This is a genomic window from Cronobacter condimenti 1330, assembly GCF_001277255.1.
GTDB lineage: Bacteria > Pseudomonadota > Gammaproteobacteria > Enterobacterales > Enterobacteriaceae > Cronobacter > Cronobacter condimenti.
This window is the reverse complement of record NZ_CP012264.1, coordinates 332,307-354,589: the sequence shown is the minus strand read 5'-3', so window position 1 is coordinate 354,589 and position 22,283 is coordinate 332,307. Positions and strand designations below refer to the sequence as shown.

Below are 22,283 nucleotides of genomic sequence, written 5' to 3'. Positions count from 1 at the left end.
TGACGGGTAACCAGCAGTAAAACAGTGTGAAACGCTACTGGTCCCCTAGCGCAAAAAGGCTGGTGACCAAAAAGTCACCAGCCATCAGCCTGATTTCTCAGGCTGCCACCAGAAGGGTTGGCTTATTTAACTTCAACTTCAGCGCCAGCTTCTTCCAGAGATTTTTTCAGAGCTTCAGCGTCATCTTTGCTCACGCCTTCTTTCAGAGCGGCCGGAGCAGATTCTACCAAGTCTTTAGCTTCTTTCAGACCCAGGCCAGTTGCGCCACGTACTGCTTTGATAACAGCAACTTTGTTAGCGCCAGCGGCTTTCAGAATAACGTCGAATTCAGTTTTCTCTTCAGCAGCTTCAGCCGGGCCAGCAGAGGCAACAGCTACAGCAGCAGCAGCAGAAACACCGAATTTTTCTTCCATTGCAGAAATCAGTTCTACAACGTCCATTACGGACATAGCGGATACTGCTTCAATGATTTGATCTTTAGTGATAGACATTTAATTGTTCCTGAATATCAGAATAAGTTTTATACGTAAGCAAATGCGTTGCGAGAGTAAGCGCTATTAAGCTGCTTCTTTTGCGTCGCGTACAGCAGCCAGAGTGCGAACCAGTTTGCCGGCAGCGGCTTCTTTCATGGTCGCCATCAGGCGTGCAATTGCTTCTTCGTAAGTCGGCAGAGTTGCCAGGCGATCGATCTGGGACGCCGGGATCAGCTCACCTTCAAAGGCAGCGGCTTTAACCTCAAATTTTGCATTCGCTTTCGCGAACTCTTTGAACAGACGAGCGGCAGCGCCCGGGTGTTCCATAGAGTATGCAATCAAGGTCGGACCAACAAACGCGTCTTTCAGGCACTCAAAAGCGGTACCTTCAACAGCACGGCGCAGCAGGGTGTTGCGAACAACACGCATGTAAACGCCAGCTTCGCGACCTGCTTTACGCAGTTCGGTCATTTTATCTACGGTAACGCCACGGGAATCCGCAACAACCGCAGACAGCGCGCCTTTGGCTACTTCGCTGACTTCAGCAACAATTGCTTGTTTGTCTTGAAGATTTAAAGCCATTAGCTTTTGCTCCTGGATTTTAGCCGGGACAAGGCCCCGGAACTCACTTCACTCAATCTAACGAAAGAGCGTCGAAATACGGTGAGCAGAAACAAGCCAAAGACTACTTAAAAAATATTCTTCAGGTTCTGTCACCGTCTACGCAGGGAATTAAGCTTCTTACGAAACACCTGCGGTCTTGGACGGAGGCCTGGATAAGGCCAGGCTCCAACCGAAAATCTTTTATGCTCTGCTTAGCAGAACAATGGGCGTAAGATTGTAGACAAATCCAACGCCCACGTAAAGAGGCGAATTAGTTCGCCACTGCGCTCAGACCAGACTGGTCTACCGCAACACCTGCGCCCATGGTGGTGGACAGGCTAACTTTCTTGATGTACACGCCTTTAGCAGAAGACGGTTTTGCTTTTTTCAGAGCAACCAGCAACGCTTCCAGGTTTTCTTTCAGTTTGTCAGTGTCAAAATCCACTTTACCAATGGTGGTGTGAATGATGCCGTTTTTGTCGTTACGATAACGAACCTGGCCCGCTTTAGCGTTCTTAACCGCTTCAGCAACGTTCGGCGTTACAGTACCTACTTTCGGGTTTGGCATCAGGCCACGCGGACCCAGAACCTGGCCAAGCTGGCCAACAACGCGCATTGCATCCGGAGAAGCAATAACAACGTCAAAGTTCATTTCACCTTTTTTGATCTGCTCTGCCAGATCTTCCATACCTACCAGCTCAGCGCCAGCAGCTTTTGCCGCTTCAGCGTTAGGACCCTGGGTAAATACAGCTACGCGTACGGAACGGCCAGTACCGTGCGGCAGTACAGTCGCACCACGTACGTTCTGGTCAGATTTACGAGCGTCGATGCCGAGGTTAACAGCAACGTCTACGCTTTCTACGAACTTGGCAGTAGCCAGTTCTTTCAGCAAAGTGATGGCTTCGTTGATGTCGTACTGTTTGGTTACATCAACTTTGTCACGGATCACACGCATGCGCTTGGTCAGTTTAGCCATTTCTTAGTCCTCCACTACCAGGCCCATGGAACGTGCAGTACCTTCGATGGAGCGAGTCATCGCTTCAATGTCGGCGCCAGTCATGTCAGCAGCTTTGGTCTGTGCGATTTCTTGCAGCTGAGCGCGGGTAATGGTACCCACTTTGTCTTTGTTCGGTTTACCGGAACCAGACTTGATACCAGCCGCTTTCTTCAGCAGTACAGCTGCCGGCGGGGTTTTGGTAACGAAGGTGAAAGAACGGTCAGCGTAAACGGTAATAACAACCGGAATCGGCAGACCTTTCTCCATGGAATCCGTTTTGGCGTTGAACGCTTTACAGAATTCCATGATGTTAACACCCTGCTGACCCAGAGCCGGACCAACCGGCGGACTCGGGTTAGCCATACCAGCTGCAACCTGCAGCTTAACGTAGGCTTGTACTTTCTTGGCCATGAAAATTTCCTCAGTTGGGTCTAACGCCTCAAGGAGGCTCCCCGTGATTTAAAACGTTTTATGGGCTGAGCCCATAAAAACAAAAGGCGCGAAATTGTATTCCAATTCCACGCCTTGTGCAACGGTTAACCGCTGCTTTTTCGAACTCAGCTTACGCTTTTTCGACCTGACCGAAATCAAGTTCAACCGGTGTAGCACGACCGAAAATAGATACTGATACTTTCAGGCGGCTCTTCTCATAGTCGACTTCTTCAACCACACCGTTAAAGTCAGCAAACGGGCCATCGTTAACACGGACCATTTCGCCCGGTTCAAACAGCGTTTTCGGACGCGGTTTATCACCAACTTGCTGCAGGCGATTCATAATAGCGTCCACTTCCTTGTCACTGATAGGCGCCGGACGATCCGATGTACCGCCGATAAAGCCCATCACGCGAGGTACGCTACGAACCAGGTGCCAGCTTGCGTCGTTCATGACCATCTGAACCAACACATAACCCGGGAAGAATTTGCGCTCGCTTTTGCGACGCTGACCGCCACGGATCTCCACAACCTCTTCGGTCGGAACCATGACTTCGCCAAACAACTCTTCCATGTTGTGTAATTTGATATGCTCACGCAGCGAAGTAGCTACGCGGCCTTCAAAACCGGAAAACGCCTGAACGACGTACCAGCGCTTTTTAGGTGCTTCAGACATCTCAGAACCTCAGGCCAGTGATAAAAGATACCAGGCGGACCAGAATACCATCCAGCCCCCACAGGATCAGTGACATAACGGCGGTCACTGCAGCCACAATTAACGTGGTGTGCAGCGTTTCCTGACGAGTAGGCCAAATAACCTTACGGACTTCGGTTCTTGCTTCACGGGCAAAAGCAACCGTTGCTTTGCCTTTCGTCGTCAACAGCGCGACACCGCCCGCTGCAGCAATCAGAATCACCACCGCAAGAGCACGCAGCGGCAGGGTAATCTCACGGTAAAGATAGTTGCCTACGATAGCTACAATCAGCAGCGCAGCGACAACCAACCACTTCATCACTTCCAGGCCGCGCCCGCTTCCTTGAGCTTCGGTATTCGCACTCATAAACCAACCTGTCATAGTAAATCAGACAAACATTTTTGCCCCGCACAAGCGAGGCAAGCCAGACCGAATTGCTCTTTTTACATTGCGCTTCGGGATTACGCTATCTGCAGAGCCTGTCTCAGCAATGATTATGTGTAATAAATCACTGATGAGCCAGGTTCTGGTTCGAGAGCGTGCAAAAAGGGCATCAAATGATGCCCTTTTATTGCGCATTGCGTCAAATGTTATCAGCGATTAGCCGAGAACTTTAGCAACCACGCCCGCGCCAACGGTACGGCCGCCTTCGCGGATTGCGAAACGCAGACCGTCGTCCATCGCAATCGGGTGGATCAGGGTAACAACCATTTTGATGTTGTCGCCCGGCATTACCATTTCAACGCCTTCCGGCAGTTCGATGGTACCGGTCACGTCAGTCGTACGGAAGTAGAACTGCGGACGGTAGCCTTTGAAGAACGGAGTGTGACGGCCGCCTTCGTCTTTGGACAGAATGTACACTTCAGATTCGAACTTGGTGTGCGGCTTGATGGAACCCGGCTTAGCCAGTACCTGACCACGTTCGATTTCTTCACGTTTGATACCACGCAGCAGAACACCTACGTTCTCGCCCGCACGGCCTTCGTCCAGCAGTTTGCGGAACATTTCAACGCCGGTACAGGTGGATTTCGCGGTGTCTTTGATGCCCACGATTTCAACTTCTTCACCCACTTTGATGATACCGCGCTCTACACGACCGGTAACAACGGTACCACGACCGGAGATGGAGAATACGTCTTCGATCGGCAGCAGGAACGGCTTGTCAATCGCGCGCTCCGGTTCCGGGATGTAGGAATCCAGGTGACCTGCCAGCTCGATGATTTTCGCTTCCCACTCTGCGTCGCCTTCCAGCGCTTTCAGCGCAGAGCCACGAACAATCGGAGTGTCGTCGCCCGGGAAGTCGTACTGAGACAGCAGCTCACGCACTTCCATCTCAACCAGTTCCAGCAGCTCTTCGTCATCAACCATGTCGCATTTGTTCAGGAACACGATGATGTAAGGAACGCCTACCTGACGACCCAGCAGGATGTGCTCACGGGTCTGCGGCATCGGGCCGTCAGTCGCAGCAACAACCAGGATAGCGCCGTCCATCTGAGCAGCACCGGTGATCATGTTTTTCACATAGTCGGCGTGGCCCGGGCAGTCAACGTGCGCGTAGTGGCGGGTCGGGGTATCGTATTCAACGTGAGAGGTGTTGATGGTGATACCACGTGCTTTTTCTTCCGGCGCGTTATCGATCTGGTCGAAGGCGCGGGCAGAACCACCGTAGGTTTTAGCCAGAACGGTAGTGATAGCAGCGGTCAGCGTTGTTTTACCATGGTCAACGTGGCCGATAGTACCGACGTTAACGTGCGGTTTTGTACGTTCAAACTTTTCTTTAGACATCGATTGTCCCTCTAAGACACGGATAAATCGGTGGTATCACCACATCAACCAGGCATCAGCCTGAACTAGTTGAATACATCTACAGAAGAGAAACAGGGAGGAGATTGAGAAGTGGTGCTGATAGGCAGATTCGAACTGCCGACCTCACCCTTACCAAGGGTGCGCTCTACCAACTGAGCTATATCAGCACATCCTGGAGCGGGCAGCGGGAATCGAACCCGCATCATCAGCTTGGAAGGCTGAGGTAATAGCCATTATACGATGCCCGCATCCTGAAACTCGGCTACCCAGTTCTTTCTGTACAAAAAAGAATTTCTTTTTTGATTGAGCTGGCAGTCTTACCGACCAACTCTGGTATCGCTATCGCGAAACCGAAAGTGGTGGTGGGGGAAGGATTCGAACCTTCGAAGTCTGTGACGGCAGATTTACAGTCTGCTCCCTTTGGCCGCTCGGGAACCCCACCTGAACTTGATGGTGCCGGCTACCGGAATCGAACTGGTGACCTACTGATTACAAGTCAGTTGCTCTACCTACTGAGCTAAGCCGGCATCAAGTAGCGCGCATTCTAGGAACAGCGGCGCGAGCATGCAACAAAAAAATTGCTTATTACGCTTTATTGCTCATATTTTGCGCATCACTGCGCATTTCTGATGCCTTTTCAGCCACTCATGCCTAAATAATCCACAGGTTTACGCTTCATTTTTTTATGCGGCTACCACTGTGAAACGAGCTCACACTTAAAATTGCCCCTGCCCCCACTATGCAGTTCTTTGATATAGGAAGTGGTTGTCTATCGAACTTGCCGTATGGGTGACCTGAGCACCATCGTTTTCTCAGGATTTTTGTTTTTATGCGTTGATGGCGAATAAGCTTTATACAACCCGTTAACAGAAGCGTGATGCTTTACAGAGAAAGGAAAGCGAGGGTGATTTTTTCTTATTATTCCTTTTAATCTGGTGTTACCCTCCTGCCCATTGTGAAATTCTCGCTTACACGGCGTGCCATCAAGCGATCTAAGATGAAAGTATCCTGCGCTGAGTCCGATGTTTTCATTTTGTCCTGAATGACAGGCAGAAGCATGCTTATGAGTAATAAAGATCAAACATTAACCTCTCCCTATCTCCAGTTTAACCGGAGCCAGTGGGCAGCTCTGCGCGATTCAGTGCCGATGACGCTTACTGAAGGTGAAATAGCGCGCCTGAAAGGCATTAACGAAGACCTTTCACTAGATGAAGTGGCTGAGATCTATCTACCGCTGTCGCGCTTGCTGAATTTTTATATCAGTTCGAATTTGCGTCGTCAGGCTGTGCTTGAACAGTTCCTTGGAACGAACGGGCAGCGAATCCCTTATGTTATTAGTATTGCAGGCAGCGTTGCGGTTGGAAAAAGTACGACAGCTCGTGTTTTACAGGCACTTCTGAGCCGCTGGCCTGAGCATCGTCGTGTCGAACTGATTACGACCGATGGTTTTCTTCACCCTAATGCCGTTCTTAAAGAACGTAATTTAATGAAGAAGAAAGGTTTCCCTCAATCCTACGATATGCATCGTCTGGTCAAGTTTGTTTCAGATATTAAGTCAGGCGTACCGAATGTGACTGCACCGGTTTACTCACATTTGATTTATGACGTGATCCCGGATGGCGATAAAGTCGTTAATCAGCCTGATATTCTCATCCTTGAAGGGCTTAATGTGCTGCAAAGCGGAATGGATTATCCTCACGATCCGCACCATGTATTTGTGTCTGATTTCGTGGATTTTTCTATTTATGTGGATGCGCCGGAAGAGCTTCTGCAGCGTTGGTACATTAATCGCTTCCTGAAATTCCGGGAAGGCGCGTTTACCGATCCCGACTCTTATTTCCACAACTACGCCAAACTTTCTAAAGATGAAGCAGTAAATATTGCCACGCAGCTTTGGGAAGAGATTAACTGGCTGAATCTTAAGGAAAATATATTACCTACTCGTGAACGTGCAAGCCTTATCATGACTAAAAGCGCTGACCATGCCGTCGACTGTGTACGGTTACGTAAGTAATGGTGATAATAAAAAAGGGAGCTATGCTCCCTTTTTTATTCGGCGCTGCGCAATGAAATTTCCCCACCAACCCAGGGCTTAATGATGCCGTTTTGCTCAAGCAACAATGCACCTTGATTATCGATGCCGCGTGAAATTCCATATATTTCACGTTCGCCAATAATAAGCTTAACCTGACGGTGAATAAAATTATCCAGTTTTTCCCAGCGGGATAAAAAAGGCGCAAGCCCATCATGTTCAAACTCATGCAGGGATGCACGTAACTTTTCAATCAATTTGACGGCAAGCTCGTTTCTGTCAACTTTGATTCCCGCTTCCTGAAGATTAATCCAGCCTTGATTAACAATATCGCTTTCAACCTGGCGCATCGCGAGATTGATCCCAGCGCCAATGACAATCTGTGCCGCATCACCGGTTTTACCTGTGAGCTCAACGAGAATACCGGCGAGCTTTTTGTCATTAAGATAGAGATCATTCGGCCATTTTACTCTTACTTGTCCGGCACCCAGCTCATGAAGAACTTCAGCCATAACGATACCAATAACCAGGCTTAACCCGATCGCAGCTGCCGGCCCTTGTTCAAGTCGCCAGTACATCGAAAGATAAAGATTCGCGCCAAAAGGAGAAAACCATTTACGGCCCCGACGTCCACGCCCGGCTTGTTGATACTCAGCAATACAGGCATCACCCGATTCAAGTTCAGAAAGACGACCAAGCAGATACTGGTTTGTGGAATCAATCACTGGTAATACTACTACCGAGCCTGATTGAATCTGTGAGTGGATGAAGGATGCGTCAAGAAGCTGTATTGGCCCCGGCAGACTATAACCCTTACCCGGCACCGTAAAAACATCGATCCCCCAGTCTCGGAGAGTCTGGATATGTTTGTTGATGGCCGCACGGCTCATGCCAAGCTTTTCGCCAAGTTGTTCACCAGAATGAAAATCGCCGTCAGCAAGCAGAGATATCAGTGTTAAAGGGATAGTATTGTCTTTCAAGCTATAGTCTCCACGGCATCCACCTCACCCCTGGCGCCAATGAATCGAACCTCGGGTTCAAGCCAGACATTAAACTTCTCACCCACGCGCTGACGCACTTCATGCGCAAGCTTCACGATATCCTCACTGGTCGCATTATTTTCATTTATGAGGACCAGGGCCTGTTGACGGTGCACGGCTGCGCCGCCGATACAGTATCCTTTCAGTTCACAGCGATCAATAAGCCAGCCCGCAGCCAGTTTTACCTGACCATCATTTTGTGGATAGCGTGGCGCATCAGGATAGTGAATAAACAAGGCACTTGCCTTTTCTGCGGATATCACTGGGTTTTTGAAAAAGCTGCCAGCATTACCGTATTCTTTTGGATCAGGAAGTTTTGTACGACGCATATGGCATACCGCATCGAATACCTGCCGTGGCGTAACGGTATCACGAGGAAGGCGGGTTAAATCGCCATATGTCAGCACTGGAGACCACTGTTTAGGTAAACGCAGGCCAATCCCCGTAATAGCGTATCGATCCTGATAATCATGTTTGAATATGCTGTCCCGATAACCAAACCGACAATCATCGTTGCCTAACCGCACAGATTGACCTGACACAAGGTTAATACAGTCCACGTATAAACAAAGCTGCTTAAATTCTACCCCATAAGCACCAATGTTCTGAATAGGCGAGGAACCTGCACAGCCTGGAATGAGAGCAAGATTCTCCAGACCTGACATATTATTGTCGAGCGTAAACTCGACAAGCCGGTGCCAGTTTTCACCGGCACCCGCGTGAATTATCCACGCATCCGGTTGTTCCTCAATCTGGATTCCTGTTATGCGATTCAAAATAATCGTACCGTCGAAATCATCAAGAAACAGCACATTGCTCCCTTCACCCAAAATTAAAACAGGCTGAGAAGTCGCTTGTGCCTGTTGCCATGCGTCAGTTAACTCGTGGGGAGTTAGCACCGTAACGACATGTCGGGCATTTTTATCAATACCAAAAGTATTGTAAAATTTAAGGGAGTTGTTCATACAATTAGTCCTGATCTCATAACCGGGACAGTTTAACTGATTAGTAATGTAATGGCTTGTTTATAGCGTCATTTGATCTGGTAAAGCAGGAAGGCTAAGACAGCATCGATTAGCGTGAAGACATAATAATGTTGAAGAGCTATAAAGCAACAACCCCTCAGCAGTGCTGAGGGGTTCTTTATTTGATGCCTGGCAGTTCCCTACTCTCGCATGGGGAGACCCCACACTACCATCGGCGCTACGGCGTTTCACTTCTGAGTTCGGCATGGGGTCAGGTGGGACCACCGCGCTACAGCCGCCAGGCAATTTCTGTTTCCCGCCGCCTTCCGGCCACAGGATTTTATCCGTCACAAGCTGAATTGTCTCTCAACACGCCAGACTTCTTTGGCGTTGTAAGGTTAAGCCTCACGGTTCATTAGTACCGGTTAGCTCAACGCATCGCTGCGCTTACACACCCGGCCTATCAACGTCGTCGTCTTCAACGTTCCTTCAGGAGACTTATAGTCTCAGGGAGAACTCATCTCGGGGCAAGTTTCGTGCTTAGATGCTTTCAGCACTTATCTCTTCCGCATTTAGCTACCGGGCAGTGCCATTGGCATGACAACCCGAACACCAGTGATGCGTCCACTCCGGTCCTCTCGTACTGGGAGCAGCCCCCCTCAATTCTCCAGCGCCCACGGCAGATAGGGACCGAACTGTCTCACGACGTTCTAAACCCAGCTCGCGTACCACTTTAAATGGCGAACAGCCATACCCTTGGGACCTACTTCAGCCCCAGGATGTGATGAGCCGACATCGAGGTGCCAAACACCGCCGTCGATATGAACTCTTGGGCGGTATCAGCCTGTTATCCCCGGAGTACCTTTTATCCGTTGAGCGATGGCCCTTCCATACAGAACCACCGGATCACTATGACCTGCTTTCGCACCTGCTCGAGCCGTCACTCTCGCAGTCAAGCCAGCTTATGCCATTGCACTAACCTCCTGATGTCCGACCAGGATTAGCTGACCTTCGTGCTCCTCCGTTACACTTTGGGAGGAGACCGCCCCAGTCAAACTACCCACCAGACACTGTCCCCACGCCGGATCACGGCGCCAGGTTAGAACATCAAACATTAAAGGGTGGTATTTCAAGGTTGGCTCCACGCAGACTGGCGTCCACGCTTCAAAGCCTCCCACCTATCCTACACATCAAGGCTCAATGTTCAGTGTCAAGCTGTAGTAAAGGTTCACGGGGTCTTTCCGTCTTGCCGCGGGTACACTGCATCTTCACAGCGAGTTCAATTTCACTGAGTCTCGGGTGGAGACAGCCTGGCCATCATTACGCCATTCGTGCAGGTCGGAACTTACCCGACAAGGAATTTCGCTACCTTAGGACCGTTATAGTTACGGCCGCCGTTTACCGGGGCTTCGATCAGGAGCTTCTCTTGCGATAACCCCATCAATTAACCTTCCGGCACCGGGCAGGCGTCACACCGTATACGTCCACTTTCGTGTTTGCACAGTGCTGTGTTTTTAATAAACAGTTGCAGCCAGCTGGTATCTTCGACTGACTTCAGCTCCACCCGCAGGGGCTTCACCTACATGTCAGCGTGCCTTCTCCCGAAGTTACGGCACCATTTTGCCTAGTTCCTTCACCCGAGTTCTCTCAAGCGCCTTGGTATTCTCTACCTGACCACCTGTGTCGGTTTGGGGTACGATTTCGTGTTACCTGATGCTTAGAGGCTTTTCCTGGAAGCAGGGCATTTGTTACTTCAGCACCGTAGTGCCTCGTCATCACGCCTCAGTGTTAAAGTGAACCGGATTTACCTGGAACACACACCTACACGCTTAAACCGGGACAACCGTCGCCCGGCCAACATAGCCTTCTCCGTCCCCCCTTCGCAGTAACACCAAGTACAGGAATATTAACCTGTTTCCCATCGACTACGCCTTTCGGCCTCGCCTTAGGGGTCGACTCACCCTGCCCCGATTAACGTTGGACAGGAACCCTTGGTCTTCCGGCGAGCGGGCTTTTCACCCGCTTTATCGTTACTTATGTCAGCATTCGCACTTCTGATACCTCCAGCATGCCTCACAGCACACCTTCGCAGGCTTACAGAACGCTCCCCTACCCAACAACACATAAGTGTCGCTGCCGCAGCTTCGGTGCATGGTTTAGCCCCGTTACATCTTCCGCGCAGGCCGACTCGACCAGTGAGCTATTACGCTTTCTTTAAATGATGGCTGCTTCTAAGCCAACATCCTGGCTGTCTGGGCCTTCCCACATCGTTTCCCACTTAACCATGACTTTGGGACCTTAGCTGGCGGTCTGGGTTGTTTCCCTCTTCACGACGGACGTTAGCACCCGCCGTGTGTCTCCCGTGATAACATTCTTCGGTATTCGCAGTTTGCATCGGGTTGGTAAGCCGGGATGGCCCCCTAGCCGAAACAGTGCTCTACCCCCGAAGATGAGTTCACGAGGCGCTACCTAAATAGCTTTCGGGGAGAACCAGCTATCTCCCGGTTTGATTGGCCTTTCACCCCCAGCCACAGGTCATCCGCTAATTTTTCAACATTAGTCGGTTCGGTCCTCCAGTTAGTGTTACCCAACCTTCAACCTGCCCATGGCTAGATCACCGGGTTTCGGGTCTATACCCTGCAACTTAACGCCCAATTAAGACTCGGTTTCCCTTCGGCTCCCCTATACGGTTAACCTTGCTACAGAATATAAGTCGCTGACCCATTATACAAAAGGTACGCAGTCACCCTCTTACGAAGGCTCCCACTGCTTGTACGTACACGGTTTCAGGTTCTGTTTCACTCCCCTCGCCGGGGTTCTTTTCGCCTTTCCCTCACGGTACTGGTTCACTATCGGTCAGTCAGGAGTATTTAGCCTTGGAGGATGGTCCCCCCATCTTCAGACAGGATATCACGTGTCCCGCCCTACTCATCGAGCTCACAACCTGTGTGCCTTCGTGTACGGGGCTGTCACCCTGTATCGCCGGCCTTTCCAGACCGTTCCACTGACACACAAACTGATTCAGGCTCTGGGCTGTTCCCCGTTCGCTCGCCGCTACTGGGGGAATCTCGGTTGATTTCTTTTCCTCGGGGTACTTAGATGTTTCAGTTCCCCCGGTTCGCTTCACAGCACTATGTATTCATGCTGAGATAGTGCAACGAATTGCACTGGGTTTCCCCATTCGGACATCGCCGGCTATAACGGTTCATATCACCTTACCGGCGCTTTTCGCAGATTAGCACGTCCTTCATCGCCTCTGACTGCCAGGGCATCCACCGTGTACGCTTGTTCGCTTAACCTCACAACCCGAAGAAGTCTTCGTGCTGCGAGTTTGAGAGACTCTGACACACCGCGCATTCCTGATTACGGAAGAATGCAACAGCGTGTCTGTTTCAATTTTCAGCTTGTTCCGGATTGTTAAAGAGCAAATACTTCGCAGTATACTCAGTGAGTACACTCTGAAGTGATGGTGGAGCTATGCGGGATCGAACCGCAGACCTCCTGCGTGCAAAGCAGGCGCTCTCCCAGCTGAGCTATAGCCCCATCGTAGTTAAACCTCAGCAACTCCGTGGGGAGTTGGTAGGCCTGAGTGGACTTGAACCACCGACCTCACCCTTATCAGGGGTGCGCTCTAACCACCTGAGCTACAAGCCTGTAGAGGTTTTGCTTCTTTACTTTCTATCAGACAATCTGTGTGAGCACTACGAGGTTGTATCTTTACAGGTAAGGAGGTGATCCAACCGCAGGTTCCCCTACGGTTACCTTGTTACGACTTCACCCCAGTCATGAATCACAAAGTGGTAAGCGCCCTCCCGAAGGTTAAGCTACCTACTTCTTTTGCAACCCACTCCCATGGTGTGACGGGCGGTGTGTACAAGGCCCGGGAACGTATTCACCGTGGCATTCTGATCCACGATTACTAGCGATTCCGACTTCATGGAGTCGAGTTGCAGACTCCAATCCGGACTACGACGCACTTTATGAGGTCCGCTTGCTCTCGCGAGGTCGCTTCTCTTTGTATGCGCCATTGTAGCACGTGTGTAGCCCTGGTCGTAAGGGCCATGATGACTTGACGTCATCCCCACCTTCCTCCGGTTTATCACCGGCAGTCTCCTTTGAGTTCCCGGCCGAACCGCTGGCAACAAAGGATAAGGGTTGCGCTCGTTGCGGGACTTAACCCAACATTTCACAACACGAGCTGACGACAGCCATGCAGCACCTGTCTCAGAGTTCCCGAAGGCACTCCCGCATCTCTGCAGGATTCTCTGGATGTCAAGACCAGGTAAGGTTCTTCGCGTTGCATCGAATTAAACCACATGCTCCACCGCTTGTGCGGGCCCCCGTCAATTCATTTGAGTTTTAACCTTGCGGCCGTACTCCCCAGGCGGTCGACTTAACGCGTTAGCTCCGGAAGCCACGCCTCAAGGGCACAACCTCCAAGTCGACATCGTTTACGGCGTGGACTACCAGGGTATCTAATCCTGTTTGCTCCCCACGCTTTCGCACCTGAGCGTCAGTCTTCGTCCAGGGGGCCGCCTTCGCCACCGGTATTCCTCCAGATCTCTACGCATTTCACCGCTACACCTGGAATTCTACCCCCCTCTACGAGACTCAAGCTTGCCAGTTTCAAATGCAGTTCCCAGGTTGAGCCCGGGGATTTCACATCTGACTTAACAAACCGCCTGCGTGCGCTTTACGCCCAGTAATTCCGATTAACGCTTGCACCCTCCGTATTACCGCGGCTGCTGGCACGGAGTTAGCCGGTGCTTCTTCTGCGAGTAACGTCAATGAATGAGCGTATTAAGCTCACTCCCTTCCTCCTCGCTGAAAGTACTTTACAACCCGAAGGCCTTCTTCATACACGCGGCATGGCTGCATCAGGCTTGCGCCCATTGTGCAATATTCCCCACTGCTGCCTCCCGTAGGAGTCTGGACCGTGTCTCAGTTCCAGTGTGGCTGGTCATCCTCTCAGACCAGCTAGGGATCGTCGCCTAGGTGAGCCTTTACCCCACCTACTAGCTAATCCCATCTGGGCACATCTGATGGCATGAGGCCCGAAGGTCCCCCACTTTGGTCTTGCGACGTTATGCGGTATTAGCTACCGTTTCCAGTAGTTATCCCCCTCCATCAGGCAGTTTCCCAGACATTACTCACCCGTCCGCCGCTCGTCAGCAGAGAAGCAAGCTTCTCCCTGTTACCGCTCGACTTGCATGTGTTAGGCCTGCCGCCAGCGTTCAATCTGAGCCATGATCAAACTCTTCAATTAAAGTTTGATGCTCAAAGAATTAAACTGTTAGTTCGTAATGAATTAACTGTTGTTCACTTGAGACTTGATATTCATTTATCGTCCGAAGACGTTAAGATATCAGTGCCCCGAGTGCCCACACAGATTGTCTGATAAATTGTTAAAGAGCGGTGCGACGCGGCTTACAGCCTGCTGTCGCGAGGTGGCGTATATTACGCTTTCCTCCTGCAGAGTCAAGCGTTTATTTTCGCTTTCGTCTGCCTGACGGGCCGGCTCGTTTGCCGTTGTGCCGTGTCAGTGGAGGCGCATTATAGGGCCTTCTTTCCTGCTGACAACCCCTAATTTCAAAAAAGTTTTTGTTCGCTTATTTTCCAGGCAAGACGCCTGGAAATGATACTAATTACGGGTCAGACGGGCCACTTCTTGTGCAAAAATGACCACCTGAGGCCAGTCCGTATAAACCACTTCTTTCGACGTATCGGTTTCCCCACCTGTCATTTTCATAATCAGGCGAATCATAAAGCGATCAAACCAGCGATAGCGCGGGTAACGGAGCGCGCCAGCAAACACCGCACAGTGATCGGGTCTCCACGGCGAGTTCAACAAGAACTTCCGCGTATAGCTATTTGTTTGTGGGGTCCGTTTTTCCGGTTTACGCGCGACAAGATTTACTGAGAAGAAAGCGCCAGGGATCGCATTGAGCGCCTGCTGATGCGTCTTCACAAACGCATCCAGCGTAGGATGGAAATGTCCGTAGCGAATCGAGGCGCCGATAACGACCTTATTATAGTGCGTCCAGTCTATTTCTTCGGCCCGCTGCAGGTTAACGACATCCGCCGCTTCCCCCATCTCCTGCAACTGTGAGGCAATATAAAAAGCGATTTCGCGCGTTTGCCCATCGCGAGTGGAAAACAGAATTAAGGTTTTCATTATTATCTCCCTGTTATTCACGCCAGAAGGTTGGCGTGAACAGCACCAGGAGGGTAAATACCTCCAGGCGCCCGAAAAGCATATTGCCGATCAATATCCACTTGGCGATGGGATTCATACTGGCAAAGTTATCCGCCACGACCCCAAGGCCCGGCCCCAGGTTATTGAGCGTTGCCACCACGGAGGCGAACGCGGAGAAGTCGTCCACGCCAGTTGCGATAATCGCCAGCATGCTGACGAGAAAAACCAGCGCATATGCCGAGAAAAAGCCCCATACCGCTTCAAGGATACGCTCCGGCAGCGCACGGTTACCAAGCTTAATGCTGTATACCGCGTTCGGATGCACCAGCCTTTTCAGTTCACGGTTGCCCTGTTTAAAGAGCAGCAGGATACGAATAACCTTCAGCCCGCCGCCGGTTGACCCGGCGCAGCCGCCAATAAAGGCCGAGCAAAGCAACAGCACTGGTAAAAACAGCGGCCACTTCGCAATACTGTCCGTGGTAAAGCCTGCCGTCGTCGCCATCGACACCACCTGAAAGAACGCCTGATTAAGCGTCGTCACCGCCGAGTCATACGTATCGTGGAACCACAGCACCAGCGTGCAGATAAATACCAGCGTCAATTGCACGCCGATAAACATGCGAAATTCCGGGTCGCGTGAATAAACCTTCAGGCTCCTCCCGCTGAGTAACGAGAAGTGCAGGCCGTAATTACAGCCTGAAATCAGCAGGAAGATAGCAATAATGGTATTAATGGTAGGGCTCGCAAAATACCCGACACTCGCGTCATGGGTAGAAAATCCGCCGATGGCAATGGTCGCGAAGCTGTGGCCTATCGCGTCAAACGCGGGCATTCCGGCAAACCAGAGCGCCAGCGCGCACGCGACCGTCAGCAACACATAAATCAGCCACAGCGTTTTGGCCGTTTCGGCAATACGCGGGCGCATCTTATTGTCTTTAAGCGGTCCTGGCATCTCGGCACGATAAAGCTGCATCCCGCCCACGCCCAGAATCGGCAGAATGGCTACCGCCAGCACAATGATCCCCATACCGCCGAACCATTGCAGCATCTGCCGGTAGAAAAGAATGGCGTGTGGTAGCGAGTCGAGCCCGACCAGCGTCGTGGCACCGGTCGTCGTCAGCCCCGAAAACGACTCGAAAAAGGCATCGGTAATAGTGAGGTTAGGCCGCTCGGAGAAAATAAAGGGCAAGGCCCCGACGCTGCCCAGCACGGTCCAGAACAGCACAACAATGAGAAACCCTTCCCGCGATTTCAGTTCGCGCTTCTGATGACGGTTCGGCCACCACAGCGCGGCACCTATGGCGAGGGCGACAAAAAAGGTTTGGGTAAAAGCGCGTCCCGCGCCGTCGCGGTATAACAAGGCCACCAGGCCGGGAATAATCATTGTCCCGGAAAACAGGATAACCAGTAGACCAACGATTCGGGTAATGGCGCGAAAATGCATCTGCCGTTTCCTTTGGAATCAAAATGAAGGGAGGGATTATTATTCAACCGACAACAAATGCAATGCGCCACGGCTAAAGTCGGCGAGCTTTGCCGAAAAAGCGGCCACCTGCGTATGTGGAAGCGCTACCCTTAGCGCCACACGTGCCTGAAACTCGCTCTGGACCACCTGCCCATTAAACTGGCCAAGCAGTGACTCCACACCCGCAAGCTGCGCGTAATCACACAGCAAAGTATATTCTGTTAGCGGCACCTTGAGGGTAGTTTCAAGCATCGTCAGCGCCTGTTGCACGCCGCCGCCGTAAGCCTTCACCAGCCCGCCGGTACCAAGCTTTATACCGCCGAAATAGCGCACCACCACAGCCGTCACTTCCCCGACACCGCTGCCCATCAGTTGCGCCAGCATCGGTTTTCCGGCCGTACCCGGCGGCTCGCCGTCATCAGAGAACCCTAATTGCTGAGCGTCGTCAGGCGCGCCCGCCACCCACGCCTGACAATAATGTCGGGCATCGGGATAGTCTGCACGCACCTGCGCGACAAACGCTTTTGCCGCCCCAATGCCCTCGGTATGTCCAAGCAGCGTAATGAAGCGGCTCTTTTTAATCTCTTGCGTAAACGTCACCGGTGCGACCGGAACAAGCCAGCTATCCATCAGGCCAGTTTCAGATCCCGGGTCATGTTCTCCACGCCATGCTCGTGGATCACCACGTTATCCTCAATGCGGATACCGCCAAACGGTTTCAGCGCTTCAATCTTCTGCCAGTTGAAGTGCTTGCTGAATTCTCCTTCGCGCCACGGCGCCAGCAGCGATTCGATAAAGTAAATCCCCGGCTCTATCGTCAGCACCATGCGCGGTTGCAGTACACGGGTACAGCGCAGATAGGGATATTTCCCCGGCGCCGCGAGATGCGTGCCTGTATCGTCCTGCATAAAGCCTGCGACATCGTGCACCTGCAAGCCCAGCGGATGCCCAATACCATGCGGCATAAACGGTCCGGTGATATCGGCTTCCACCATCGCTTCTTCACTGATATCCGTGACAATCTGATGGCGGCGCAGCAGCTTCGCAATGCGCTGATGAAACTGGATATGGTAATCAATGTAGCTGACGCCCGCTTTCATGGTGCTAATCAGCGCGAGCTGCTCTTCATTTACGTCCTTTATCAGCGCAGCGAAATCATTATCACTGTCGGCCGCCCAGGTACGGGTTAAATCTGCCGCATAGCCGTTATATTCCGCGCCAGCATCGAGTAAGAAGCTGCGCATCTCAGACGGCGCGCGGTGATCGAGAAGGGTGTAATGGAGCACGGCGGCGTGTTCGTTCAGCGCCACAATATTGCTGTAAGGCACGTCAGTATCACGATGGCCTGTCGCGGTCAGGTAAGCCAGATTGATATCGAACTCACTCATGCCGGAAAGAAACGCTTCGTGCGCGGCGCGATGCCCGTTAACCGCCGTCTTTTGCGCTTCGCGCATGCAGGCCAGTTCATAATCCGTCTTATAGGCGCGCCAGAAGTGCAGGTAGTCGATAACGCCCTTCGGATTCACCTTATCTGCGGGAATATCCAGCTTCAGCGCGCGTTCCGGCACCGGACCAATATACGCAATATTGCCGCGCGCAGCGGGCAACTGGCTGCCAATCTCATCGGCTTTCGGCAGCGCGATAATGTCTATCTCTTCCGTCCAGAAGGCGCTCGGCAGCGGCTCTACGTTATGCCAGTAATCTACCGGCAGATAAAACCACAGCTTCGGCTTATTCACGCCATCCACCAGCAGCCAGCAGTTAGGCACCTGCGTGACCGGCACCCAGGCCTTGAACTGCGGATTGACCTTAAACGGATAGGGATGATCGTCTAAAAAGACGTTAAACAGCTCGCCTGAGTGGATAAGCAGCGCGTCCACATTAAAGCGGGCGAGAACATTGCGGGTACGCTCCTGAAGCGTATCCAGATGATTTTTATAGAGGGTAGTCAGCGAATCCATACTTTACCTTTAAAGTTTGAGCTCTCAACGTCGGCATCTTAGCACACCGGTCTGGTGGCTGAGCGTTTTCCACCATCCGTGATCGTGTTTGCAAATTTTTAAACAGTAATTTGCATTTCATTAACATCAACTCCACACTCCGCTTCATCTGGTACGACCAGATCCCCTTGCTGGATTCAGGAGACCGACATGCTTTACAAAGGCGACACCCTGTACCTCAACTGGCTGGAAGACGGCATTGCCGAACTGGTGTTCGATGCCCCCGGCTCGGTGAATAAGCTTGATACCGCGACCGTGGCAAGCCTCGGTCATGCGCTGGATGTGCTGGAAAAAGAACCCCAGCTCAAAGCCCTGCTGCTGCGTTCGGAAAAAGCCGCGTTTATCGTCGGCGCCGACATTACTGAATTCCTTTCGCTGTTCCAGGTGCCCGCAGAGCAACTGAGTCAGTGGCTGCACTTCGCCAACAGCGTGTTTAATCGTCTTGAAGATCTGCCAGTACCAACACTTTCTGCGATTAACGGCTATGCGCTCGGCGGTGGCTGCGAATGCGTACTGGCGACCGATTTCCGTCTCGCCACGCCGGACGCCCGCATCGGTCTTCCGGAAACCAAGCTGGGTATCATGCCGGGCTTTGGCGGGTCGGTTCGTTTGCCGCGCCTGCTGGGCGCTGACAGCGCACTTGAGATTATCGCCGCCGGTAAAGACATCACCGCTGACGCCGCGCTGAAAGTAGGCCTGGTGGACGCCGTGGTGAAACAAGAACTCCTGGTCGAGGGCGCGCTGCGTATGCTACGTCAGGCTATCGACGGCGAGCTTGACTGGAAAGCCAGACGCCAGCCGAAGCTTGAACCGCTGCGCCTGAGCAAAATCGAAGCGGCCATGAGCTTTACTATCGCCAAAGGCATGGTGATGCAGACCGCTGGTAAACATTATCCGGCACCAATGATCGCGGTGAAAACCATTGAAGCCGCTGCTGGCCTTGGCCGTGATGAAGCGCTCGTGCTGGAGAATAACAGCTTCGTTCCGCTGGCACGCTCCACAGAAGCGCGTGCGCTGGTCGGTATCTTCTTAAACGACCAATATGTTAAAGGTCAGGCGAAAAAGCTGACCAAAGAGACGGAGACGCCAAAACAGGCCGCCGTGCTTGGCGCGGGCATTATGGGTGGCGGCATTGCCTACCAGTCAGCCTGGAAAGGCGTGCCGGTCATCATGAAAGACATTAACGAAAAATCGCTGGCGCTCGGCATCAGCGAAGCCAGCAAACTCCTTAATAAACAGCTGGAACGCGGCAAAATTAACGGAATGAAACTTGCCAGCGTTATCGCAACGATCCATCCAACGCTGGATTACGCCGGGTTTGAGCGCGCTGACGTGGTTGTTGAAGCTGTCGTTGAAAACCCGAAGGTGAAAAAGGCGGTGCTGGCCGAAACCGAAGACAAAGTACGCCCGGACACGGTTCTCGCCTCCAACACCTCGACCATTCCTATCAGCGAACTGGCGAGCGTACTAAAACGCCCGGAAAACTTCTGCGGCATGCACTTCTTTAATCCGGTGCACCGTATGCCGCTGGTCGAAGTGATCCGTGGTAAAAAAACCTCTGACGCGACTGTCGCGAAAGTCGTCGCCTGGGCCAGCAAAATGGGGAAAACCCCTATCGTCGTGAACGACTGCCCCGGCTTTTTCGTCAACCGCGTACTGTTCCCCTACTTTGCTGGTTTCAGCCAGTTGCTGCGTGACGGCGCTGATTTCCGTCAGATCGATAAAGTAATGGAAAAACAGTTCGGCTGGCCGATGGGCCCGGCATACCTGCTGGATGTCGTCGGTATCGATACCGCGCACCACGCGCAGGCAGTCATGGCGGCAGGCTTCCCGCAGCGTATGCAAAAAGATTATCGCGATGCTATCGACGCGCTGTTTGAGGCAGGCCGCTTCGGGCAGAAAAACGGTCAGGGCTTCTACCGTTATAAAGAAGACAGTAAAGGCAAACCACGCAAAGAGCAGGACGACGCCGTGGACAGCCTGCTGGCAGAGGTAAGCCAGCCGAAACGCGCGTTCAGTGATGAAGAAATTGTGGCGCGCATGATGATCCCCATGGTGAACGAAGTGGTGCGCTGCCTCGAAGAAGGCATTATCGCAAGCCCTGCCGAGGCAGATATGGCGCTGGTCTACGGCCTTGGCTTCCCGCCGTTCCATGGCGGTGCCTTCCGCTGGCTCGATACCCAGGGCAGCGCAAAATATCTTGAGATGGCGCAGCACTATCAGCACCTCGGGCCGCTCTATGAAGCGCCTGCCGGGCTTCGCGACAAAGCGACCCACAACGCACCTTATTATCCCCAGGTTGAACCCGCGCGCCCGGTGGGCGAACTGCAAACGGCTTAAGGAGTGACGAATGGAAAAGGTTGTAATTGTTGATGCTATCCGCACCCCGATGGGCCGTTCCAAAGGCGGCGCGTTTCGCCAGGTTCGCGCGGAAGATCTCTCCGCGCATCTGATGCGCAGCCTGCTGTCACGCAACCCGCAGCTCGAGGCGAGCGCGATCGATGACATCTACTGGGGCTGCGTACAGCAGACGCTCGAGCAGGGTTTTAACATCGCCCGTAACGCCGCACTGCTGGCGGAAATCCCGCACAGCGTGCCGGCAGTCACGGTAAACCGCCTGTGCGGCTCGTCGATGCAGGCGCTGCATGACGCTGCACGTATGATAATGACCGGCGATGCCAGCGTTTGTCTCGTGGGCGGCGTCGAGCATATGGGCCATGTGCCGATGAACCATGGTGTCGATTTTCACCCAGGTTTAAGCCGCAATGTGGCGAAAGCGGCGGGCATGATGGGGCTGACGGCGGAGATGCTCTCGCGTATGCATGGCATTAGCCGTGATATGCAGGACGCTTTCGCCGCCCGTTCGCACCAGCGTGCCTGGGCTGCCACGCAGGCCGGGCATTTTAAGCAGGAAATCATCCCGACCAGCGGACACGACGCTGACGGCGTGCTGAAGCGTTATGACTATGACGAAGTGATCCGCCCGGAAACTACCGTCGAAGGGCTGTCGCAGCTGAAACCGGCATTCGACCCGGCTAACGGCACCGTCACGGCAGGCACGTCCTCGGCGCTTTCCGACGGCGCGGCGGCGATGCTGGTGATGAGTGAATCGCGCGCCCGCGAACTTGGCCTGACGCCACGCGCCCGCATTCGCTCTATGGCAGTGGTCGGCTGCGACCCGTCCATCATGGGTTACGGCCCGGTACCGGCGTCAAAACTTGCGCTGAAAAAAGCCGGACTGACCGCAAGCGATATCGGTCTCTTTGAGATGAACGAAGCGTTCGCTGCACAGATCCTGCCGTGCATTAAAGATCTGGGGCTGATGGAGCAGATAGACGAGAAGATCAACCTGAACGGCGGTGCGATCGCGCTCGGCCATCCGCTCGGCTGCTCCGGCGCGCGCATCAGCACCACGCTTATCAATCTGATGGAGCGCCGCGACGTCGAACTGGGTCTTGCTACCATGTGTATCGGCCTCGGCCAGGGGATCGCGACGGTGTTTGAGCGAGTGTGAAACATTCACACGGCCGTTGCATCGCGGCGCGAAGGCAGCCAACGCCGCTATGGCATTAAGGGCCA

The 22,283-nt window shown here is 52.7% G+C and carries 16 protein-coding genes, 6 tRNA genes and 3 rRNA genes; 3 read left to right on the top strand and 22 right to left on the bottom strand.

Translation table 11 applies throughout. The features are described from left to right. Positions 1–122 precede the first annotated feature (122 nt). The 11 genes from rplL to AFK62_RS01630 form a co-directional block, all read right to left on the bottom strand. Positions 123–491, bottom strand: coding sequence for a 50S ribosomal protein L7/L12 (gene rplL, locus AFK62_RS01680; protein WP_007665890.1), 369 nt, complete (start codon positions 489–491; stop codon positions 123–125). Between the two features lie 66 nt (positions 492–557). Then, on the bottom strand, positions 558–1,055 hold the full coding sequence (gene rplJ, locus AFK62_RS01675; RefSeq protein ID WP_007665888.1) for a 50S ribosomal protein L10: 498 nt from the start codon (positions 1,053–1,055) through the stop codon (positions 558–560). 292 nt (positions 1,056–1,347) lie between these two features. Next, positions 1,348–2,052, bottom strand: coding sequence for a 50S ribosomal protein L1 (gene rplA, locus AFK62_RS01670; protein WP_007665885.1), 705 nt, complete (start codon positions 2,050–2,052; stop codon positions 1,348–1,350). 3 nt (positions 2,053–2,055) lie between these two features. Further along, the gene (gene rplK / locus AFK62_RS01665) at positions 2,056–2,484 is read right to left on the bottom strand and encodes a 50S ribosomal protein L11 (protein ID WP_004387082.1); all 429 of its coding nucleotides are present in this window, start codon (positions 2,482–2,484) and stop codon (positions 2,056–2,058) included. 151 nt (positions 2,485–2,635) lie between these two features. After that, on the bottom strand, positions 2,636–3,181 hold the full coding sequence (gene nusG / locus AFK62_RS01660) for a transcription termination/antitermination protein NusG (RefSeq protein ID WP_007665882.1): 546 nt from the start codon (positions 3,179–3,181) through the stop codon (positions 2,636–2,638). 1 nt (position 3,182) lies between these two features. Then, positions 3,183–3,566, bottom strand: a complete 384-nt coding sequence (gene secE, locus AFK62_RS01655; protein ID WP_007665874.1) for a preprotein translocase subunit SecE — start codon at positions 3,564–3,566, stop codon at positions 3,183–3,185. Positions 3,567–3,800: 234 nt separating this feature from the next. Beyond that, on the bottom strand, positions 3,801–4,985 hold the full coding sequence (tuf, locus tag AFK62_RS01650; RefSeq protein WP_007872666.1) for an elongation factor Tu: 1,185 nt from the start codon (positions 4,983–4,985) through the stop codon (positions 3,801–3,803). Between the two features lie 112 nt (positions 4,986–5,097). Then, positions 5,098–5,173 (bottom strand) — tRNA-Thr (locus AFK62_RS01645). Between the two features lie 6 nt (positions 5,174–5,179). Then, a tRNA-Gly gene (locus AFK62_RS01640) sits at positions 5,180–5,254 on the bottom strand. Between the two features lie 109 nt (positions 5,255–5,363). After that, positions 5,364–5,448: transfer RNA gene (locus AFK62_RS01635), tRNA-Tyr, on the bottom strand. A gap of 9 nt (positions 5,449–5,457) precedes the next feature. Further along, positions 5,458–5,533: transfer RNA gene (locus AFK62_RS01630), tRNA-Thr, on the bottom strand. A gap of 536 nt (positions 5,534–6,069) precedes the next feature. Here AFK62_RS01630 and coaA point away from each other — a divergent pair. Beyond that, positions 6,070–7,020 (top strand): type I pantothenate kinase, encoded by a 951-nt coding sequence (gene coaA, locus AFK62_RS01625; protein ID WP_085960974.1) that lies wholly within the window; start codon positions 6,070–6,072, stop codon positions 7,018–7,020. 35 nt (positions 7,021–7,055) lie between these two features. On the opposite strand, the gene birA is transcribed toward coaA, so the two are convergent. From birA to pepQ, 11 genes are all read right to left on the bottom strand, one after another. Then, positions 7,056–8,018, bottom strand: coding sequence for a bifunctional biotin--[acetyl-CoA-carboxylase] ligase/biotin operon repressor BirA (gene birA / locus AFK62_RS01620; RefSeq protein WP_007675289.1), 963 nt, complete (start codon positions 8,016–8,018; stop codon positions 7,056–7,058). Then, the gene (murB, locus tag AFK62_RS01615; protein WP_007675286.1) at positions 8,015–9,043 is read right to left on the bottom strand and encodes a UDP-N-acetylmuramate dehydrogenase; all 1,029 of its coding nucleotides are present in this window, start codon (positions 9,041–9,043) and stop codon (positions 8,015–8,017) included. Before murB ends, birA begins: the two co-directional genes overlap by 4 nt. A gap of 187 nt (positions 9,044–9,230) precedes the next feature. Further along, positions 9,231–9,346, bottom strand: a 5S ribosomal RNA gene (rrf, locus tag AFK62_RS01610). Positions 9,347–9,437: 91 nt separating this feature from the next. Continuing rightward, positions 9,438–12,342: ribosomal RNA gene (locus tag AFK62_RS01605) — 23S ribosomal RNA — on the bottom strand. Positions 12,343–12,510: 168 nt separating this feature from the next. Then, positions 12,511–12,586, bottom strand: a tRNA-Ala gene (locus tag AFK62_RS01600). Between the two features lie 34 nt (positions 12,587–12,620). Beyond that, a tRNA-Ile gene (locus AFK62_RS01595) sits at positions 12,621–12,697 on the bottom strand. A gap of 70 nt (positions 12,698–12,767) precedes the next feature. Then, a 16S ribosomal RNA gene (locus AFK62_RS01590) occupies positions 12,768–14,309 on the bottom strand. The 16S, 23S and 5S rRNA genes sit together here with 2 tRNA genes alongside, the layout of an rRNA operon. 375 nt (positions 14,310–14,684) lie before the next feature. Continuing rightward, positions 14,685–15,218, bottom strand: coding sequence for a menaquinone-dependent protoporphyrinogen IX dehydrogenase (gene hemG, locus AFK62_RS01585; RefSeq protein WP_007671188.1), 534 nt, complete (start codon positions 15,216–15,218; stop codon positions 14,685–14,687). Positions 15,219–15,231: 13 nt separating this feature from the next. Beyond that, on the bottom strand, positions 15,232–16,683 hold the full coding sequence (gene trkH, locus AFK62_RS01580; protein WP_007671185.1) for a Trk system potassium transporter TrkH: 1,452 nt from the start codon (positions 16,681–16,683) through the stop codon (positions 15,232–15,234). A gap of 39 nt (positions 16,684–16,722) precedes the next feature. Next, entirely contained in the window at positions 16,723–17,334 is a 612-nt protein-coding gene (locus AFK62_RS01575; protein ID WP_007671182.1) for an IMPACT family protein, read from the bottom strand. Further along, positions 17,334–18,665 carry a Xaa-Pro dipeptidase gene (gene pepQ / locus AFK62_RS01570; protein ID WP_007671180.1) on the bottom strand — a complete coding sequence of 444 codons (1,332 nt, stop codon included), beginning with the start codon at positions 18,663–18,665 and terminating at the stop codon, positions 17,334–17,336. The genes AFK62_RS01575 and pepQ overlap by 1 nt, the downstream gene beginning before the upstream one ends. Before the next feature lie 189 nt (positions 18,666–18,854). Here pepQ and fadB point away from each other — a divergent pair, with 189 nt between their 5' ends. Both fadB and fadA read left to right on the top strand, forming a co-directional pair. Continuing rightward, entirely contained in the window at positions 18,855–21,044 is a 2,190-nt protein-coding gene (fadB, locus tag AFK62_RS01565) for a fatty acid oxidation complex subunit alpha FadB (RefSeq protein ID WP_053531681.1), read from the top strand. A 10-nt stretch (positions 21,045–21,054) separates the two neighbouring features. Next, positions 21,055–22,218: an acetyl-CoA C-acyltransferase FadA gene (gene fadA, locus AFK62_RS01560; RefSeq protein ID WP_007671174.1), complete on the top strand. Its 1,164-nt coding sequence runs from the start codon at positions 21,055–21,057 to the stop codon at positions 22,216–22,218. Positions 22,219–22,283 lie beyond the last annotated feature (65 nt).

Coding starts and splice junctions, on each gene's coding strand:
- rplL (WP_007665890.1), bottom strand. CDS start 491: ATGTCTATCACTAAAGATCAAATCATTGAAGCAGTATCCGCTATGTCC.
- rplJ (WP_007665888.1), bottom strand. CDS start 1,055: ATGGCTTTAAATCTTCAAGACAAACAAGCAATTGTTGCTGAAGTCAGC.
- rplA (WP_007665885.1), bottom strand. CDS start 2,052: ATGGCTAAACTGACCAAGCGCATGCGTGTGATCCGTGACAAAGTTGAT.
- rplK (WP_004387082.1), bottom strand. CDS start 2,484: ATGGCCAAGAAAGTACAAGCCTACGTTAAGCTGCAGGTTGCAGCTGGT.
- nusG (WP_007665882.1), bottom strand. CDS start 3,181: ATGTCTGAAGCACCTAAAAAGCGCTGGTACGTCGTTCAGGCGTTTTCC.
- secE (WP_007665874.1), bottom strand. CDS start 3,566: ATGAGTGCGAATACCGAAGCTCAAGGAAGCGGGCGCGGCCTGGAAGTG.
- tuf (WP_007872666.1), bottom strand. CDS start 4,985: ATGTCTAAAGAAAAGTTTGAACGTACAAAACCGCACGTTAACGTCGGT.
- coaA (WP_085960974.1), top strand. CDS start 6,070: ATGAGTAATAAAGATCAAACATTAACCTCTCCCTATCTCCAGTTTAAC.
- murB (WP_007675286.1), bottom strand. CDS start 9,043: ATGAACAACTCCCTTAAATTTTACAATACTTTTGGTATTGATAAAAAT.
- hemG (WP_007671188.1), bottom strand. CDS start 15,218: ATGAAAACCTTAATTCTGTTTTCCACTCGCGATGGGCAAACGCGCGAA.
- trkH (WP_007671185.1), bottom strand. CDS start 16,683: ATGCATTTTCGCGCCATTACCCGAATCGTTGGTCTACTGGTTATCCTG.
- AFK62_RS01575 (WP_007671182.1), bottom strand. CDS start 17,334: ATGGATAGCTGGCTTGTTCCGGTCGCACCGGTGACGTTTACGCAAGAG.
- pepQ (WP_007671180.1), bottom strand. CDS start 18,665: ATGGATTCGCTGACTACCCTCTATAAAAATCATCTGGATACGCTTCAG.
- fadB (WP_053531681.1), top strand. CDS start 18,855: ATGCTTTACAAAGGCGACACCCTGTACCTCAACTGGCTGGAAGACGGC.
- fadA (WP_007671174.1), top strand. CDS start 21,055: ATGGAAAAGGTTGTAATTGTTGATGCTATCCGCACCCCGATGGGCCGT.